Raw genomic sequence first — 18,048 nt, 5'->3', positions numbered from 1 at the left:
GGAAATAAACATGCCTAAACAAAAAACACACCGCGCTTCAGCAAAGCGTTTCAAGAGAACTGGTAATGGTGGTTTAAAGCGTCATCACGCATTTACTGGTCACCGTTTCCACGGTAAGACTAAGAAGCAACGTCGTCATTTGAGAAAAGCTGCAATGGTTTCACGCAGTGACTTAAAGCGCATCAAGCAAATGCTTTCCCAAATGCGTTAATAACATTTTAGAAATATAGATAGCGAATTAGGAGGAATTTCAGATGCCAAGAGTTAAAGGTGGTACTGTTACACGTAAACGTCGTAAGAAGGTTTTAAAGCTTGCCAAGGGTTACCGTGGTTCAAAGCACTTGCAATTTAAAGCAGCAAGTACTCAATTATTTGTTTCATACAAGTACGCATTCCGTGACCGTCGTAAGCGTAAGAGCGAATTCAGAAAGTTATGGATTGCTCGTATTAATGCAGCAGCTCGTCAAAACGACCTTTCATACAGCAAGTTAATGCACGGTTTGAAGGTAGCTGGTGTTGACATCAACCGTAAGATGTTAGCTGACATTGCTTACAACGACGAAAAGACTTTTGCTGAATTAGCAGCAACTGCTAAGAAGGCTTTAAACTAAGATTTAGTTCTTAGATGAGACCAAGATTAAATTCTTGGTCTTTTTTTGTTGCTTAATATGTGAAGTGATGAACTATTTATTTTTTGATGGCAGCGCTTACCATATTGAAAGAGCTATGGACTGATAATTGTAACTTTATCGTGAAAAAATAACAATGTTAAATAACTATTTACAACGCTTTCTTTGTGGAATTATACTCTAATTGTAAAAAGATTCACATGCTAAGGAGGATCTATTCATGGTATTAGCAAAAAAATCTGAGTCACAAACAAATAATGAAGCTTCAGTTCAATCGATGATAAATAAATATGTCAAGAGAGCTCATGAGTCTTTAGATATAATGGCAAACTTTGATCAAGAAAAAATTGATAAAATTTGTGAAGCGGTCGCAATTGCGGGAGAACAAAATAATTACGCCTTAGCTAAAATGGCCGTTGAAGAAACTGGACGTGGCGTTGTAGAAGATAAGGCTATAAAAAATATGTTCGCAACTGAAAACATTTGGAATTCATTGCGACATGAAAAAACAGTTGGTGTTATTAGTGAAGATAAAGAAAAAGAATTAATAAAAATAGCTGAACCAGTTGGAGTAATTGCAGGTGTAACTCCAGTTACCAATCCAACGTCGACTGTACTTTTCAAAAGCTTGATTGCCTTGAAAACTAGAAACACAATTATTTTTGGATTTCACCCTCAAGCGCAACGCTGTTGCGTAAAAACTGCAGAAATTATTCGTAAAGCAGCAGTTAGTGCAGGTGCTCCAAAAAATTGTATTCAATGGATTGAAAAGCCAAGCATTGAAGCTACTGGCGCATTGATGAATCATCCAGAAGTACAATTAATTTTAGCAACGGGTGGTCCAGCAATGGTAAAAGCTGCTTATTCTTCAGGTAAGCCTGCAATTGGTGTTGGTCCAGGTAATGGCCCTGCATATATTGAAGAAACTGCAGATATTAAACGAGCAGTTTATGATATAGTTTTATCTAAAACTTTTGATAATGGCATGGTTTGTGCCTCAGAAAATAGTGTTGTTGTTGATAGTAGTATTTATGAACAAGTAAAGAAAGAATTCGCTTCTTGGAAATGTTACTTCCTCAAGAAAAATGAAATTAAGCCTTTTACTGAAAAATTTATTGATCCAAAGCGTGGGACAGTTGCAGGTCCTATTGCCGGTAAAAGCGCGTATGAAATTGCTAAGCTTTGCGGAATTAACGTTCCTGAAGATACTAAGGTCTTGATTGCAGAGTATAAAGGAGTAGGGAAGGATTATCCTTTATCAGCAGAAAAACTGTCACCAGTATTTACCCTTTATAAAGCTAAGAATCATGAAGATGCTTTGCGGATTTGTACAGAATTATTAAATTATGGTGGCCGTGGTCATACTGCAGGTATCCATACAAACAATCAAGCCTTAATTAAAGAGTTCTCAATAAAAATGTCCGCTTGCCGAATTTTGGTAAACACTCCGGCTGCCTTAGGTGGTGTTGGTGATTTGTATAATAATTTATTACCATCTTTGACATTGGGAACAGGAACTTATGGGGCTAATGCACTTTCACATAATGTATCTGCAAGTGATTTGCTTAATATAAAGACAGTCGCAATGAGACGCGATAATATGCAGTGGGTCAAAGTTCCGAAAAAGACCTACTTTGAACATAATGCAGCTAATTATTTACGTCATATGCCAGATGTTAGTCGCTTTTTCATTGTTACCGATCAAACTGTTGCTAATGAATTTGGAAATAGAATTACCGATATTCTTGCAAATCGATTAGGAGAAAAAAGTTATGAGATTTTTCAAGCGGTAAATCCAGATCCCGATAGTGATGTGATTTTTGATGGTGTCCATAGGATGAAAATCTTTAAACCTGATGTCATAATTGCGTTAGGTGGTGGTAGTGTTATGGACGCTGCTAAAGCGATGAGACTGTTTTATGAAAATCCAGATATGTCCTTTGAAGATAGCTACCAAAAATTCTTAGATATTCGTAAACGTACAGTTCGCTTCCCTAAAGATAACAAAGTAAAATTAGTCTGCATTCCAACTACTTCTGGTTCAGGTTCAGAAGTTTCACCATTTGCAATTATTAAAGATGCAAAGACAGGAATTAAGCATCCACTTTGTGATTATTCATTGAATCCAGATGTAGCAATCGTGGATGATCAGTTTGTTCAGAATTTACCTGAAAACTTAATAGCTGCTGCTGGATTTGAAGCCTTAGCTCATGCTATAGAATCATATGTTTCTACAATGGCTACTGATTTTACCCGTGGCTGGTCTATGGAAGCAATTGATTTGATTTTTGAAAATCTCGAAAAGTCTTATAAGGGTGATTTGGCAGCTCGGAATCGTATGCATAATGCAGCTACTCTTGCGGGGATGGCTTATGGCAACGCATTCTTAGGAGTAGGCCATTCAATTGCTCATTGCTTATCCTCACATTTTAATTTGCCAAGTGGTGTTAGTGATATTTTGGTAATGCCTGCCGTAATTCGTTTTAATGCACAAAGACCTAATAAATTAGCTATGTGGCCACATTATGCTACTTATCGAGCAGATAGAGATTATGCAAAAATTGCCCAAAGCCTTGGAATTAAAGGAACTAAAAATGATGAACTAATTGAGGGTTTATGTCAAAAAATCAGTGATTTAGCACATAGCTTAGACATTAGTTTGAGTTTAAAGGATTATGGTATTAGTAAGAGTGAGTTTGAAAAGCAACTAGGCGAAATAGCTGTTGAAGCATATGGTGATCAGAATACTGTAACTAATCCTTCAGCAATGTTGATTAGTGAAATAAAAGATTTACTTCTAAAAATTTATCAAGCTTAATTGTAGAAAATAAAGTCCTATTCTCAATTGTTGAGGAGAGGGCTTTTTTTTCATATAATAAAGAGTACATAAACTAGGAGTAGATTAATGATTTTTAGACCAATTTATACGATTGATACAATATATCATTTAGATCCCACTGGATTAAGAAGAATGGGAATTAAGGCTGTTTTTTCTGACTTAGATAATACTTTACTTGCATGGAACATTAGAGAGAGTAGTCAAGAAATGGCAATTTTAAATAAGAAATTAGCTAAAGCTGGAATTAAATTGATAGTTATATCAAATAATAATCCAGACCGAGTAAGTGAAGCAGTAAGTAAGTTTAATGTGGCATTTTGGGCTAATGCAAGAAAGCCGTTGCCATTCGGTATTTTAAAGGCACTTAAGCATTACAATTTGTCAAAGGAAGACGTTATAATGGTAGGCGATCAATTAATTACTGATATTCAGGCCGGAAATTTGGCTGGTGTTAAGACAGTTTTAGTAAAGCCACTTGTTGAAACTGATAAATGGAATACAAGAATTAATCGCTTTTTTGAAAAAATTATCTTTTTCTTTTTAAATATAAACAAAAAAATTGAGTTCAAGGAGAGCCTAAAATGGATGAAGAATTAAGATGTATTGGCTGTGGAGCTATTTTACAAAGTGAAGATGAAAATGAAGCTGGTTTTCTTCCTGCGAGTGCATTAAACAAGGCTCTTGATGGAGAAGATAAAGAAATCTATTGTAAGCGGTGTTTTAGATTACGCCACTATAGTGAAATTATGCCAGTAGAATTAAATAATAATGATTTCTTACGCTTGTTGAATTCGCTGGGCGATAAAAAGGCTTTAATTGTTAATGTAGTTGATTTATTTGATTTCAATAATTCGCTAATTCCATCATTAAAACGTTTTGTTGGAAATAATGACTTTATTTTAGTTGGTAATAAAGTTGATCTTTTTCCACTTAACTCTAAAGAATCCAAGATTAAAGATTGGATGCGCCAAGAAGCTAACAGAATGGGACTTTATCCTAAGGATATTTTTCTAATTAGTGCAGCTAAGAAGCGAAACTTGCAAGATTTAATTACTTATTTAGATCAAGCATCACAAGATCAAGATGTATACTTTGTAGGTACAACAAATGTTGGTAAGTCAACTTTAATTAATTCAATTATTGATTTAATGGGAGATGTAAAAGATTTAATTACTACTTCTCGCTTCCCTGGAACTACACTTGATCAAATTAAGATCCCACTTGATTCTGGTCATTATTTGGTTGATACACCAGGAATTATGACTGAAAAGCAACTTGCATCATATTTAAATGCAAAAGATCTTGATTTAATCGCTCCAAAAAAACCCCTGAAACCAGCAACTTATCAGTTAAATAGTGGACAAACACTTTTTTTAGGCGGTTTGGGGAGAATTGATTTTATTAGTGGTAAAAAAACTAGCTTCACTGTTTACACTGCACGAGGATTATATGTGCATCGTACAAAAACAACTAATGCGGATGATTTTTATGAAAAACATGTTGGTGATTTGCTAACTCCACCACATGGGGATGAAAATTTACCAGCAATGAAAGGTCAAACCTATCATCCAACTACTAAAAGTGATTTATTATTTGGCGGCATTGGTTTTATTACAGTTCCCGCTGGTGTTGTCGTTAAGACATATTTACCGGGAGGAATTGGTCAAGGAATTAGACGTGCGTTAATTTAATAGAGGTATAAAAATGGACTGTGTTGTAGCAAATAAGCCTAAAGTTAGGGCTCAAGAAATAAAAAAAATTTCAGGTAAGCAAATTGGTATTATGGGTGGAACCTTTAATCCAGTTCATATTGCTCACTTAGTTGCAGCAGAACAGGTAATGACCAAATTACATTTAGATGAAGTTTGGTTTATTCCAGATAATATTCCACCTCATAAAGAATTAGCTTTAAATATACCAGCTGAAGACCGTGCTAATATGCTTGAACTTGCTACAAAAAATAATCCCAAATTTAAGGTAATGCTCCTTGAATTATATCGAGGAGGAATTTCTTATACGATTGATACAATGCATTATCTTAAGAAAGAAGCGCCGGAAAATAATTATTATTTAATTATGGGAAGTGACCAGGTAAATTCATTCCATACATGGAAAGATGCAGATGAATTGGCAAGATTAGCTACTTTAGTAGGGATTCGGCGACCTGGATATACACAAGAAGCGCATTATCCACTGATTTGGGTTGATGCTCCTGATATTCGTCTATCTTCAACAGCAATCCGTCATGCTGTGAAAACAGGTACTTCAATTAGATACCTAGTTCCTGATAGTGTTCGGGAATATATTGAACAAAGGGGGCTATATCGTGAATGATTTTTATCTAAATAAAACCTTTTCTGATTTATCTAGTGATTTATTAGTAAACAAGGTACGTGCTAATATGGATGAGGCTCGTTTTCGGCATTGTCAGGGTGTTAGTATTACTGCAAGAAAATTAGCAAAGCTTAATAATTATGATGAAGATAAAGCTGCTTTAGCTGGCTTTATTCATGATTATGCGAAGCAAGTGGCTAATGATGAATTTATTCGTGTTATAAAAGACCCAAAGAATAATTTCAATCAAGATTTACTGAACTGGAATCGGGCAATTTGGCACGGAATTGTTGGAACTTATTTCATTAAACGTGATTTAAGTATTACGGATTCAGAAATTTTAACTGCAATAAAACGCCATACTACTGGGGATGTTGAGATGACGACATTGGATAAAATTGTTTTTGTTGCTGATTATATTGAGCCAGGACGTAGCTTTTCTGGTGTAGATGAAGCAAGAGAAGTTACTTTTTCTAACTTAGATGCAGGTGTTGGCTATGAACTAGCTCATACATTACAATTTTTAGCGAATAATCGACAAAAAATATATCCTAAAACATTAGCTGCATATAATGTTTGGGGAATTAAAAAGGAGAAATAAATTTGAATAGCGAAAAATTATTAGATATTACTTTAGATGCAATAAGCGACCGCCACGGTGAAGCTACTGAAGCATATGATATGCGTGGAATCAGTATTTTAGCAGATTTTTATATTGTAACTAGCGCTAGCTCTAATCGACAATTGCATGCATTAGTTAATAGTATTTTAGATAAGGTAAGAGAATACGATTATCATGATTATCGTGTTGAAGGTACTCGTGATTCTAATTGGCTTTTAGTCGATTTGGGGGATGTCGTTGTAAATATCTTTACTGAAGATGCTCGTGACTTTTATGGACTTGAAAGCCTTTGGGCAAATGGTAAAAAATTAGATATTCCTGAGGATTAGTAATGTCAGTTGTTGGAATTATTGCAGAATATAATCCTTTTCATTCTGGCCATGAATTTTTAATGAATCAAGCTCGATTAAAAGCTGGCGAAGATCCAATTATCGTAATAATGTCTGGAAACTATGTTCAAAGAGGTGAAATGGCAATTACGGATAAATGGACTAGAGCCAAGTATGCTTTAGCTAGTGGTGCTGATTTAATTTTTCAAATGCCTTTTGCTACCAGTGTTCAAGCTGCTGATATTTTTGCAAAAGGTAGTATGGAAATCTTGAGTAAGTTAGGCTGTGAGGAATTAGTTTTTGGAGTAGAAGATGCCAACCTAAATTTTGCTTATTTAGGTGAAAAAATTAAACAAATTCCTAAAAATAAAATGGACTTTAATGATTATACTCAGACTTATTCCACTCAATATAATCAGATGGTTGCTCGTGAAGTTGGCAAAGAAGTTAATGAACCAAATATTATTTTGGCATTAGCTTATGCAGTTGCTAACGCAGATTTATCTAGAAAGTTAAAGTTAAGTCCAATCACTAGAATTGGAGCTAATCATGATGACTTGCTTGAGCGTGAACGAGTGGTTCAAAGTGCAAGTGCAATTAGAAATTTATTACTTGAACAGCCTAATTTAGCCGATTTAAAGCAGTGGGTTCCTAAAGCTGAAGCTGAGCAGTTATTAACGCAAAAGATTTATCCTAATTGGAATTTATTATTTCCATTTTTAAAATATAGGATTGAATCTGCTAGCTTAACTGATTTACAACAAATTTATCAAATGAGTGAAGGCTTGGAATACAAGTTAAAAGCTGAAATTCATGAAGCTCGTGATTTTACAGAGTTTTTAAGGCGGATAAAATCTAAACGTTATACATATTCTAGATTAAGAAGATTATGCCTATATACCCTATTGGGAGTTACTAATACTGATATTATCAATAGTCATGATGTTTCAACTATACTTTTAGGTTATAGTAAACGAGGAAGAAACTATTTAAAGCAGATACGTAAAGAAGTTGAATTACCAATTATTTCAAAGGTTGACCATAAAAATAGTCAAAAAGGTAGTTTAGCTCTTGATGTAAGAGTAGATCGCTTATTTGAACAAATTATTGGCCAAGATCAAAATTTTGGCCAAAAACCAATGGAGGTGAAATAATGTTAACAATTAATTTTTCTCAAATAAAAAAGAGTAAAGAACCATTAACTGAAATTTCCACAGAATTAGAAACCAGACCTGAATTTTTTGAAAGAGCTAAAGAATTATTACTTGATGCCAATAATATTCAGGTTAAGGGGCAAATGTTCTATCAAGAACCTTTTGTAACAGGAAATTTCCAAGTAGAAGCAGACATTGTTGCTCCATCAAGCCGATCGTTGGCACCAGTTCCAATGCATTTGAGCTTCTCTTTTACTGAAAATTACTTAGATCGAGAACCAACTAATGAAGAAAAAGAAGAAGTTGACATGATTGTCCCAATTGAAAAGGATATTATCGACTTACAAACCGCAGTTGAAGACAATTTATTATTGAGTTTGCCAACAACTATTCTTACTAAAGATGAAGAGGAAAATAATGAATTCCCTCAAGGAACAGGTTGGGAAGTAGTTTCTGAAGAAAGTTTAGAAGAGCAAAATGATGAAAAAATCAACCCTGCTTTTGCTAAACTAAAGGATTTATTCCCAGAAGACGATAAAAATTAAAGCCTTTTTTAAGGCTTTTTTCTTTTGGGGCTTGATTATTGTCAAAGCTTAGTTTTTAATATATTATTGAATTATTAAAAAGAAGGATAAATTTATTTTATTTTTAAAATGAATATTTCTTCTTAGATAACATCATTTAAAATTTTAATAAATAGAAGGTAGAGATTAGAAAAAATGGCTAAGATTTTAATTATTGAAGATGAAAAGAATTTAGCCCGTTTTGTTCAGTTAGAATTACAACATGAAGAATATGAAACTGTTGTAGAAAACAATGGACGCCGGGGTTTGGATTTAGCATTAAATGAAAAATTCGATGCAATTTTGCTTGATTTAATGTTACCAGACTTGAATGGTCTAGAGATTGCCCGTCGTGTGCGTCAAGTAAAAACGACTCCAATTATCATGATGACAGCTAGAGATTCAGTTATTGATCGTGTATCTGGTTTAGATCATGGAGCAGATGACTATATCGTAAAGCCTTTTGCAATCGAAGAATTATTAGCTCGCTTACGTGCAGTTTTGCGTAGAGTAAATATTGAAAAGAAAGTTTCAAGTAATACTGCTATTAAGCAAAAAGTTGTTAAATTTAATGATTTAACTATTGAAACTGCAAACAGAATTGTACATAGAGGGGACAAGACAATTGATCTTACTAAGCGTGAATATAACCTTCTTATGACTTTGATTGATAATAAGAATAATGTTGTAAGTCGCGAACAATTGCTTAACAAGATTTGGGGTCCTGAATCTAATATTGAAACTAATGTTGTTGAAGTATATGTTCGTTACTTAAGAAATAAAATTGATGCACCTGACCGTCCTTCATATATCAAGACAGTCAGAGGTACAGGTTACATGGTAAGAGAAGACGATGCGCCAGTTCCAGAAGCAAACTAAAAAGAAAGAGGCCAAAAATACGTCATTAGTCAAGAAATGGGTAAGTCTTGTGGCATTGACTATTACGGTCTCTTTTCTTGTTTTTTCAGTAATTATTTATTCAATTGTCAGTCAACAGTTCTTAAATCAAGAACGCCGAGTTGCTGAAACTGTCGTTGAGAATTTTGAACATCGTTTAAATTCAATTAATAAAGAATTGCAGATTTCAAATGTTGTTCCAGCTTTATCGCCAACTACTCAGCGAATTTTAAATGGTGGACCGACAATTTCAGCTGCGGATAATAATACTAGTTCGACTGAAAATGGCTTTAGTGATGATATTTTACAAAATTTAACGAATCAAGATATCAGTGTAGTAATTTTTGATAAGTCTGGTGATATTGTCTTTTCTAATGGGAAAAATCAAGCTGATTTCGTAACAGATATAACTCATAAAGAAGAACAACTTAAGCTTTACCTAGGGAAACAAAGTTTAACTATTTATCAGCCAATTCGTTCAGCAAGTAGTCATAAAATTATAGGTTATATTGCTGTAACAGACGATATGTCAAGCTTTAATTCGATGATGGAAAAAGTTAGAGCATGGATGATTGGTATTTCAATAGTGGCAACGATAATCTTTATTTTAATCTCTTACTTTATTATTAGAGGAATCGTTTGGCCACTAAATGCTATGTCAAAAGTTGCTAGACAAATTAATAAAGATCCTAATAGTGATGTGAGAATTCCTGATTTAAAGCGCGATGATGAATTGGGGGAATTGGCCAAAAGCTTTGACCAAATGCTTGATCGAGTTCAGGGCTATATTCAGCAACAAAAGCAGTTTGTGGGGGATGTTTCACATGAATTGCGGACACCTGTTGCTGTAATCGAAGGGCATCTTTCCTTACTTGAACGTTGGGGCAAGAATGACCCAAAAATTTTAGATGAATCAATAGATGCCAGTTTACAGGAAGCTGAGCGAATGAAGCATTTGATTCAAGAAATGCTTGATTTAACACGGGCTGAACAGATTGATATTCAATATCCTAATGAAGTAACTAATGTTTCTGAAGTTTTAACTAGAGTTGTTAGTGACTTACAGTTAGTTCACAAGGACTTTACTTTGCGCTTAAATGATGACTTAAATGAAGATACAATGATTCAAATGTATCATAGTCATTTTGAGCAATTGCTAATTATTTTAATTGATAATGCTATCAAGTATTCGACTAATCGTAATGAGGTCATTATTAGTTCAAGTGTTGAAGATGGTGAAGCCGTTGTTAGCGTGCAAGACTTTGGCGAAGGTATTTCTGAAAGCGAAAAGAGTAAGATCTTTAACCGCTTTTACCGGGTTGATAAGGCTAGAACACGTGAAAAAGGTGGTAATGGTTTAGGGCTATCAATTGCCCAAAAGTTAACCCAAAGCTATCATGGCCAAATTAGCGTTGATTCAGTCTTAGGTAGCGGTAGTAACTTTATTCTACGTTTCCCTGTTTTAAGCAAAAAAGAAGTTAAACAGCTAAATAAGAAAAAAGAAAAAGCTCAACGGGGCAAATAATTAAAACAGCTAGGTTTTTGACCTAGCTGTTTTTTTATGACAAATGTCATCTTTTATCATGATGAAACTTACTACAGGATAATTTTTTTCTCCGATAAACTAGAGATAGTTAAAGGAGGAAGAATTAATGACATACGCAATTGAAGTAAATAATGTATCTAAATCATTTAATAAAAAGCCCGTTTTAAGTAATATTAATTTCAAAATTGAAGCCGGAGAAATTGTAGCTTTACTTGGAAAAAATGGTGCAGGAAAAACCACTTTGATTAGACTCCTTAATGATTTAATTACTAAAGATTCTGGAACTGTTAAAATCTTTGAACAAGTTAAGCCTGACCGCAATCTGATTGGGGTCATGTCACAAAATTCAGTTAGATTAGACAGAGTAAAAGTAAAAGAGGCAGTAAATTTAGCGAGATCTTTTTATCAAAATCCATTATCTTTTGAGAAATTAGTAGAATTAGCAGGAATTGAAACTTTACTAGATAAATTCACTGATAAGTTGTCAGGTGGCCAATTAAAGCGAGTTTCATTTGCAATTGTAATGGCAGGAAATCCTAAGTTAGTCTTCTTAGATGAGCCAACTGCGGGGATGGATGTTGATGCTAGAAATGAATTCTGGCAAAAGATTAACGGTTTTAAAAAGCTGGGTATTACTTTCTTGATCACTAGCCATTATCCAGAAGAACTTGAAAAAGTAGCAGGCCGTTATTTGATTATCAATAATCATCGCTTAGTTTTTGATGGCAGTTTAGAGCAAATGAAAGAACAAAACCAGACTGCTCAAGTTAAATTTGTCAGTCAGCTTGAAAAAGAAAGTTTTACTAAATTACCAGCTTTAGCAGAAATTACTGAAAATAACCACCATTATGTTTTAAAAGTAAGTAATTTAAACACATTTTTGCCAAGCTTTATCAAATATATCAAACAAGTTGAAAATCTTGAAATCTCTCAAAGTAATCTCGAAAGCTTAATGAAAAAGTGGATGGAGGACTAATCATGAAAAATTTCGCTTATCAATTAAAAATTAATCTAAAACGCTTCTTACTTAGAAATCCCTTCTTCTTTATTTTTACCATTTCTTTTCCTGCGATTTTTTACTTAATTTATACTAAAGTTGCAATTAGTAATGCTCCAGCAGGTTGGAATAAACGGTTTTTAGTCAGTATGATTGTTTATGGTATTTTAGTTAATTCACTGACGACACTTTCCAGAATATTATCAAGTGATGATAAAAATGGATTTAAGCTCTTTGTTAAGTTATCACCTGCTAGTTTAACTAGTTATTATGCCAATATCTTTGTCGTATTTGAAATTATGAATCTAGTTGCAATTAGCGCCGTAGCTTTAGTAGGTGTATTTGTTAATAAGGTAAACTTGTCTTTTGAAAATTGGCTCGTTTTACTAGTTGCAGTGCCGGTTTTGTGTATTCCTTTTGCCTTAATTGGTGTGCTAATTTCTTTTGTTGGTGATGAGAATGCGGTTGGAGCATTGGCTAACTTACTCATGTTTGCAATCGCAATTTTGTCAGGGCTTTGGTGGCCATTAAGCATCATGCCAGATTATTTGCAAAAACTTGGCAAAATTATGTTAGGTCATCCAGTTTCAGAGTTAAGTTTAAACTTACTCCTAAAACAAAACTTGGCCACTAGTCAATTACAAACTTTATTCATTTGGCTGATTGTGCTAGTTTTAATCTTAGGACTTGTTATTAAAACAAAGGGTCGTAAAGCCTAATTACTAAGGAGAAAAAAGATTGGAAGAATTTTTAAATAGGCATGTCCTCTTTCCAAAAAAGTATGGGGCCATGCCTTATTACTATTTATTGTTTTTGCTGGTAGCTTTTTTTATTGCCTTGCCACTTAAAAGCTTACTTGATTGGGTTTGCGTTTTAGCCTTAATTCCATTTGCCAAATTTTATCGTGATTCTTATGGAGATGAGATTCCCAGATATGATTGGGAAATCATCGGCATGATTATTATTGCAGCTTTATGGGTGATTAACTACCAATATTACTATAATTTTATCTTTGCTGGCTTTTGCATTGGTTTTAGTGAAATTAAGCCTCATATTTTTATGAAACGTGTAATTCTTTATCTGACTGTAATTACAGCTTGTGCTATCTTCTCTGTGCTTAAACAGGGGCTTGACGTTAATTTAGCTTTTGGTTTAATTTTTACTTATTCTAGTGTCTTTTTTGCCCATTCATTTGCGATTTCTCAAAGAAAAAGATTCGCTTTAAAGCAGGATTATCAGCGTTTATCAATCATTGTTAAGCAATCTGAACGTGACCGAATTGCTGGACAATTACATGATAATTTAGGGCAAGTCTTTTCAACCCTGGCAATTAGCGCCGATCTAGCTGAAAAGCTTGTAGATAAAAATCCAGCCTTAGCTAAGAAGCAAATTCAACAAATTGGCAAGAACGCTCGGGACAATCTAAGCTTAGTCCGTGAAATTGTAGCTGATTTACGTAAACAAAAGTTGGTCCAAGTCTTGGCAGTTGAGAGTGAAAACTTGGAAAACGCGCAATTTGACTTAACAACAGAGAATCAAAAACAAGCCTTTGCCTGGCCTAATAATATTCAAAATGAGTTATCATTTATTATTAGAGAAGCCATTGCCAATGCTATTCGTTATAGCCACGGCAATTTAGTTAAGATTGATTTTAATGAAGATAGCAATAACTATTTTGTCAAAATTAAAGACAACGGTATTGGCTTTAAAAATAAAACTAATAAACATTCCAGTCGTGAGCATTTTGGCATTAGTGGGATGCAGGCTAGAGTTGATAAGTTAAAGGGAAGCTTTGCAATTTCTGATAAAAATGGGGTAGAAATTAGTATTAGCCTACCTAAGGAGTAGTTATGAGACGTTTATATTTAGCTGAAGATCAAGAGTTGTTAAATTCAGCTCTAAAGATGTTACTTGATTTAGAAGATGACTTTGAAGTAGTGGGGACTAGTCTAACTGGTGAAGATGTAGCAAAGCAAATAATGGATTTAAAAGTGGACGTAGCCTTACTAGATATTGAAATGCCCAAACAAAGCGGTCTAGAAATTGCTAAAGAGTTGCGCCAGCAAAATTATCCAGGAAAAATCATTATCCTAACTACCTTTGCTCGGGCTAATTATTTTAAGGAAGCATTAGCTCAAAAAGTTGATGGTTATCTCTTAAAAGATAGTCCTAGTGATTCGCTGGTAAAGGCAATTAGAGCCATTTTAGAAGGCAACACTGTCTTTGACCCCAAGCTTGTTAGTGGCGTCTTAAATGAAGTCGATAATCCATTAACTAAACGAGAGTTAGAAATTCTTAAAATGCTTGAACAAGTAGCAACTACTAAAGAGTTAGCTCAAAGGTTGTTTTTGTCAGAAGGAACGGTGAGAAACTATATTTCTTCTATTCTCAGTAAGACAGGAACTGCGTCACGTTTGGAAGCACTTAACCTAGCGCGTGATAAGGGTTGGATTTAATTTAAAAAATCTATTGAAAGCGATTGCGAAGTGTGATAAAATTTCATCTTGTACTGTTATGAAAGCGGTATTATACATTCTGAGATGAGGACTTAATATGAATACATTCGCAATTTTAATCGGTCTAGGACCTTTTGTGGGTTGGGGTTTATATCCAACAATTGCAAGTAAAATTGGTGGAAAACCTGAGAATCAAATCTTAGGTTCAACGATTGGAACCTTTATTTTTGCATTAATTGTTACTTTATCCCTTAAAATTCAATTACCAGTTGGGATGAATTTTGTCTTTTCAGTTTTATCTGGAATTGGTTGGGCAAGTGCACAAATCATTACCTTCCAATCATTCACTTTGATTGGATCATCACGTGCAATGCCAATTTCAACCGCTTTACAATTAATCGTGACTTCACTTTGGGGCGTGTTAGCTCTTGGTGACTGGCCAAGCAGCTTTGACAAGACAGTGGGGAGTTTAGCCTTAATCCTAATCATTTGCGGCGCTTGGCTTACTGTTTGGACTGAAAATAAGAGCCATGAAGATAAGCAAACCTTGAAAAAAGCCATCTTATTATTAGTAATTGGCCAAGTAGGTTACTGGGCATATTCAGCTGCTCCACAAGCTGCTCATGTGTCAGGGTTGCAAGCCTTCTTGCCACAAGCAACAGGGATGGTTTTAGTCTCTGTAGTTTATGCTATCTTCTTATCATTAAAGCACCAAAGAAAGTCAGCAATTAAAGAAAAGATTTCATACAAGCATATTATTTCAGGCTTTTTCTTTGCCTTTGCAGCTTTAACTTATTTAATTTCTGCCCAACCAAATATGAACGGCCTGGCTACTGGCTTTATTCTTTCACAAACTTCAGTAGTTTTGGCAACTTTATCAGGTATTTGGTTACTAGGACAAAATAAGGCTAAAAGAGAAATGTTTGTAACTGTTTTAGGATTAGTCTTAATTGTTGTTGCTGCTTCAATGACTGTTTTGGTTTAATAAAGATAAATATCAAAAAAAGGTTCTCTACTTATGTAAGTAGAGGACCTTTTTAATTGTTTTATTTGTCATTGCGCTTTTGCTTACCAGCATTACGCTTACGTAGCTCATCTTCTGCAGTAGTTGAACTTGTTGAATTACCAGTATTAGTATTATCAGAAATAATATTATCAATTATTTCTTTTGTTACTACGACCTTCATTGGCTTTTCTTTTAATTCGGCGTCGATTTTTGCTTTGGCTCTTGGCAAGATAATGTAAGTTACAATTACTTGTTGAATTAAAGCAATAATTCCGCCAACTAAGAAATAAAGACCTAAGGCACCAGGTGTTGACATTGAAATGAATAATGTCATCAATGGGCTGATGAAAACAGTTGATTGCATTGCTGCTCGTTGCTGTTCACTAACTCCGCGAAGCATTAATAAACTTTGTGCCAAGTAAAAGAGCGCACCAACGATTGCGAAGAGTAATGATGGCTTACCAAGTGATACTCCAAAAAAGTTCGATTTATATAAAGCATCTGAATAAGCAACAGCTTGATAAATACCAATCATAAATGGAAATTGGACTAATAAAGGTAAACAGCCAATTCCACCAGTGATACTTAAGTTATTTTCGCGATATACTTTTTGTTGAAGTTGGCTAATTTGCATTTGCTTATCAGGAGTTAAAGAGCGATCTTTTAACGCATCTTGGATTAACTTGAATTGATCTTGCAAACGACTAACTTTTTCTTGTTGAATCGTTGATTTCTTTGAAGTTGAAAGCATTAATGGTAGAAGAACGAAGCGAATTACTGCAGTAATAATCGCAATTGCCCATCCAGCACCATTAGAGCCACCAATAGCATTTTCAGTTGCTAACATGATATTTCTAATGGGAATACCAATAAATTGATAGATTAATCCAAAAAAGCCACCTTTAGGTGCTGCATTTGCACCAGTCTTGTAGGCTGCACAGCCTGTTAGGATAATTGCTAACATGGCTACTAAACTAACTAATAGTAAAATCTTTTTATTTTTTTTCATTAATTAAATACACCACTTAATTTCTATATAGTCTCTGTTTTAAAAAAACAACTTGTTAATATTTTACCGTAAAACGGGTCAATGGTGCTACATTTGTCAACTGCTTTTGTTCAATTTTATCAATTCTAGCAGTTGGCCCTTGCGCATCCGGCAATTCTTGAATAAATTTGTCTAAAATATAATCTTTACCTTGGATAAGGATAGTTACGCTACCATCATTTTCATTTCTTACCCAACCTTTTAAGAAAAATTTCTTAGCTAATATTTGAGTACACCATCTAAATCCGACCCCTTGAACTAGGCCATAAACATGAATTTCTCTTGTTTCCATAATTTTTCTCCTTATGAATACAATCTACTATTTAATATTTTAAGCTTCTAACATAAAATAGTGTAGTGAACTAAGGAGAAAGATATGCAAAAAATTACATCAACAACTAATCAAACAATCAAAAATTTGGCTAAGCTCAATAAGAAAAAATATCGTGAGCAAGAAGGATATTATTTAATTGAAGGTTTTCATTTAGTAGATGAAGCATTTAAAAGTAAACTCAATTTTAAATATTTATTAGCAACTCCAGCAGCATTTGAAAAGTTAAATATTCAGTACCAATTAGATTTGACTGATAAACGCTTGATTCAAATTAACGAACGAGTTGCGAAACATCTTAGCGCGACAACTAATTCTCAAGATGTGTTTATGGTTTTAAAAATAAACCAGCCTAAGCATTTTACTTTTAATTTTGGTAAATGGATATTGCTCGATTCATTAGCTGATCCGGGTAATATTGGTACAATTATTAGAACAGCAGATGCTGCTGGTTTTAATGGCGTTGTCTTATCAGAAAACTGTGCTGATTTATATAATCCAAAAACTCAAAGAGCAATGCAAGGAAGTCAATTCCATCTGCCAATAATTAAAGCAGATCTTTTGAAGACAATTGAACAATTTAAGGAAAACTATATTCCAGTTTATGCATCAGTTTTAGATGATGAAGCTAAGGAATTACCTGATTTTGAAAAAACTAAAGAATTAGCCTTAATCATCGGTAATGAAGCTAATGGTGTTAGTGATGAGGCTGTAAATTTAGCTGATGAAAAATTGTTTATACCTATAAAGGGTCAAGCTGAATCTTTAAATGCAGCAATTGCAGCTGGAATTATGATTTATCATTTTGCTTAAGTTGCTCACTTGTAATTAGTAAGTGAAAACAAGTATAATAAAATTAATAATAAATTTTTTAAAGGAGGAAGACATATGTCAACTACTTCTGAAGAAAAAGATGGCTGTCAAGGCTGTCATAATAAATATGAAAATTGTGAACACTTTATCAACGCCTTTGCTTTTATTGGCAAGAAATGGAATGGATTGATTATTAGTTCCTTATGTAGCTTTACGCCAATGCGGTTTAAGGACTTAGCTAATGCTGTTCATGCGTGTTCAGATCGTGTTTTAGTGGAAAGATTAAAAGAATTAGAAGAATTAAAGATCGTCAAGCGTTCAGTCTCAGATGCAGGTATCATTACGTATAAGCTAACTAAAAAAGGTGCAGAATTAAAACCAGTCTTTGATCAAGTTCATGAGTGGGCAGATCGCTGGGAAGTATAAAGAATACTGGTTGCATGTTTTTGTTAAAAGTTTTAAGATACTAACTATAACAATAAAG

Annotated in this window: 21 protein-coding genes; 19 read left to right on the top strand and 2 right to left on the bottom strand. The window is 34.0% G+C overall.

What is annotated here, in order from left to right:
- The first annotated feature begins 10 nt into the window (after positions 1–10).
- From rpmI to rbsU, 17 genes are all read left to right on the top strand, one after another.
- The gene (gene rpmI, locus FC45_RS03760) at positions 11–211 is read left to right on the top strand and encodes a 50S ribosomal protein L35 (RefSeq protein WP_006584434.1); all 201 of its coding nucleotides are present in this window, start codon (positions 11–13) and stop codon (positions 209–211) included.
- Positions 212–254: 43 nt separating this feature from the next.
- Positions 255–611: a 50S ribosomal protein L20 gene (gene rplT, locus FC45_RS03755; protein ID WP_006584435.1), complete on the top strand. Its 357-nt coding sequence runs from the start codon at positions 255–257 to the stop codon at positions 609–611.
- A 238-nt stretch (positions 612–849) separates the two neighbouring features.
- On the top strand, positions 850–3,447 hold the full coding sequence (gene adhE / locus FC45_RS03750) for a bifunctional acetaldehyde-CoA/alcohol dehydrogenase (protein ID WP_057706389.1): 2,598 nt from the start codon (positions 850–852) through the stop codon (positions 3,445–3,447).
- A gap of 87 nt (positions 3,448–3,534) precedes the next feature.
- On the top strand, positions 3,535–4,065 hold the full coding sequence (locus FC45_RS03745) for a YqeG family HAD IIIA-type phosphatase (protein ID WP_006584438.1): 531 nt from the start codon (positions 3,535–3,537) through the stop codon (positions 4,063–4,065).
- Complete coding sequence (gene yqeH / locus FC45_RS03740; RefSeq protein ID WP_006584439.1) at positions 4,050–5,159, top strand: ribosome biogenesis GTPase YqeH; 1,110 nt, start codon at positions 4,050–4,052, stop codon at positions 5,157–5,159. Before FC45_RS03745 ends, yqeH begins: the two co-directional genes overlap by 16 nt.
- Positions 5,160–5,172: 13 nt before the next feature.
- Positions 5,173–5,802 (top strand): nicotinate-nucleotide adenylyltransferase, encoded by a 630-nt coding sequence (locus FC45_RS03735; RefSeq protein WP_006584440.1) that lies wholly within the window; start codon positions 5,173–5,175, stop codon positions 5,800–5,802.
- Positions 5,795–6,403, top strand: coding sequence for a bis(5'-nucleosyl)-tetraphosphatase (symmetrical) YqeK (gene yqeK / locus FC45_RS03730; RefSeq protein ID WP_006584441.1), 609 nt, complete (start codon positions 5,795–5,797; stop codon positions 6,401–6,403). Before FC45_RS03735 ends, yqeK begins: the two co-directional genes overlap by 8 nt.
- Before the next feature lie 2 nt (positions 6,404–6,405).
- Positions 6,406–6,753, top strand: coding sequence for a ribosome silencing factor (gene rsfS, locus FC45_RS03725; protein WP_006584442.1), 348 nt, complete (start codon positions 6,406–6,408; stop codon positions 6,751–6,753).
- A gap of 2 nt (positions 6,754–6,755) precedes the next feature.
- Positions 6,756–7,907, top strand: a complete 1,152-nt coding sequence (locus FC45_RS03720) for a nucleotidyltransferase (protein ID WP_006584443.1) — start codon at positions 6,756–6,758, stop codon at positions 7,905–7,907.
- On the top strand, positions 7,907–8,452 hold the full coding sequence (locus tag FC45_RS03715) for a YceD family protein (protein ID WP_006584444.1): 546 nt from the start codon (positions 7,907–7,909) through the stop codon (positions 8,450–8,452). Before FC45_RS03720 ends, FC45_RS03715 begins: the two co-directional genes overlap by 1 nt.
- A 174-nt stretch (positions 8,453–8,626) precedes the next feature.
- Entirely contained in the window at positions 8,627–9,349 is a 723-nt protein-coding gene (locus tag FC45_RS03710; RefSeq protein ID WP_006584445.1) for a response regulator transcription factor, read from the top strand.
- Positions 9,324–10,892 (top strand): HAMP domain-containing sensor histidine kinase, encoded by a 1,569-nt coding sequence (locus FC45_RS03705; RefSeq protein ID WP_057706388.1) that lies wholly within the window; start codon positions 9,324–9,326, stop codon positions 10,890–10,892. Before FC45_RS03710 ends, FC45_RS03705 begins: the two co-directional genes overlap by 26 nt.
- 127 nt (positions 10,893–11,019) lie before the next feature.
- Positions 11,020–11,889, top strand: coding sequence for an ABC transporter ATP-binding protein (locus FC45_RS03700; protein WP_006584446.1), 870 nt, complete (start codon positions 11,020–11,022; stop codon positions 11,887–11,889).
- A 2-nt stretch (positions 11,890–11,891) separates the two neighbouring features.
- Positions 11,892–12,629 carry an ABC transporter permease gene (locus FC45_RS03695; RefSeq protein ID WP_006584447.1) on the top strand — a complete coding sequence of 246 codons (738 nt, stop codon included), beginning with the start codon at positions 11,892–11,894 and terminating at the stop codon, positions 12,627–12,629.
- Positions 12,630–12,648: 19 nt separating this feature from the next.
- Entirely contained in the window at positions 12,649–13,758 is a 1,110-nt protein-coding gene (locus FC45_RS03690; protein ID WP_006584448.1) for a sensor histidine kinase, read from the top strand.
- A 2-nt stretch (positions 13,759–13,760) separates the two neighbouring features.
- The gene (locus FC45_RS03685; RefSeq protein ID WP_006584449.1) at positions 13,761–14,366 is read left to right on the top strand and encodes a response regulator transcription factor; all 606 of its coding nucleotides are present in this window, start codon (positions 13,761–13,763) and stop codon (positions 14,364–14,366) included.
- A gap of 97 nt (positions 14,367–14,463) precedes the next feature.
- Entirely contained in the window at positions 14,464–15,351 is an 888-nt protein-coding gene (rbsU, locus tag FC45_RS03680) for a ribose/proton symporter RbsU (RefSeq protein WP_006584450.1), read from the top strand.
- A 61-nt stretch (positions 15,352–15,412) separates the two neighbouring features.
- On the opposite strand, the gene yidC is transcribed toward rbsU, so the two are convergent.
- Together yidC and FC45_RS03670 are read right to left on the bottom strand one after the other, a co-directional pair.
- Positions 15,413–16,381: a membrane protein insertase YidC gene (gene yidC / locus FC45_RS03675; protein ID WP_006587798.1), complete on the bottom strand. Its 969-nt coding sequence runs from the start codon at positions 16,379–16,381 to the stop codon at positions 15,413–15,415.
- A gap of 55 nt (positions 16,382–16,436) precedes the next feature.
- Positions 16,437–16,712, bottom strand: a complete 276-nt coding sequence (locus FC45_RS03670) for an acylphosphatase (RefSeq protein WP_006584452.1) — start codon at positions 16,710–16,712, stop codon at positions 16,437–16,439.
- A gap of 84 nt (positions 16,713–16,796) precedes the next feature.
- Between FC45_RS03670 and FC45_RS03665 the strand changes: the two genes are divergently transcribed.
- Complete coding sequence (locus FC45_RS03665; RefSeq protein ID WP_057706386.1) at positions 16,797–17,564, top strand: TrmH family RNA methyltransferase; 768 nt, start codon at positions 16,797–16,799, stop codon at positions 17,562–17,564.
- A 75-nt stretch (positions 17,565–17,639) separates the two neighbouring features.
- Positions 17,640–17,990: a winged helix-turn-helix transcriptional regulator gene (locus FC45_RS03660; protein ID WP_006584454.1), complete on the top strand. Its 351-nt coding sequence runs from the start codon at positions 17,640–17,642 to the stop codon at positions 17,988–17,990.
- The last annotated feature ends 58 nt before the right edge of the window (positions 17,991–18,048 follow it).

Source organism: Lactobacillus jensenii DSM 20557 (assembly GCF_001436455.1).
Lineage (GTDB): Bacteria > Bacillota > Bacilli > Lactobacillales > Lactobacillaceae > Lactobacillus > Lactobacillus jensenii.
The sequence above is the reverse complement of the archived record's forward strand: the minus strand, read 5'-3'. Positions and strand labels throughout refer to the sequence as shown.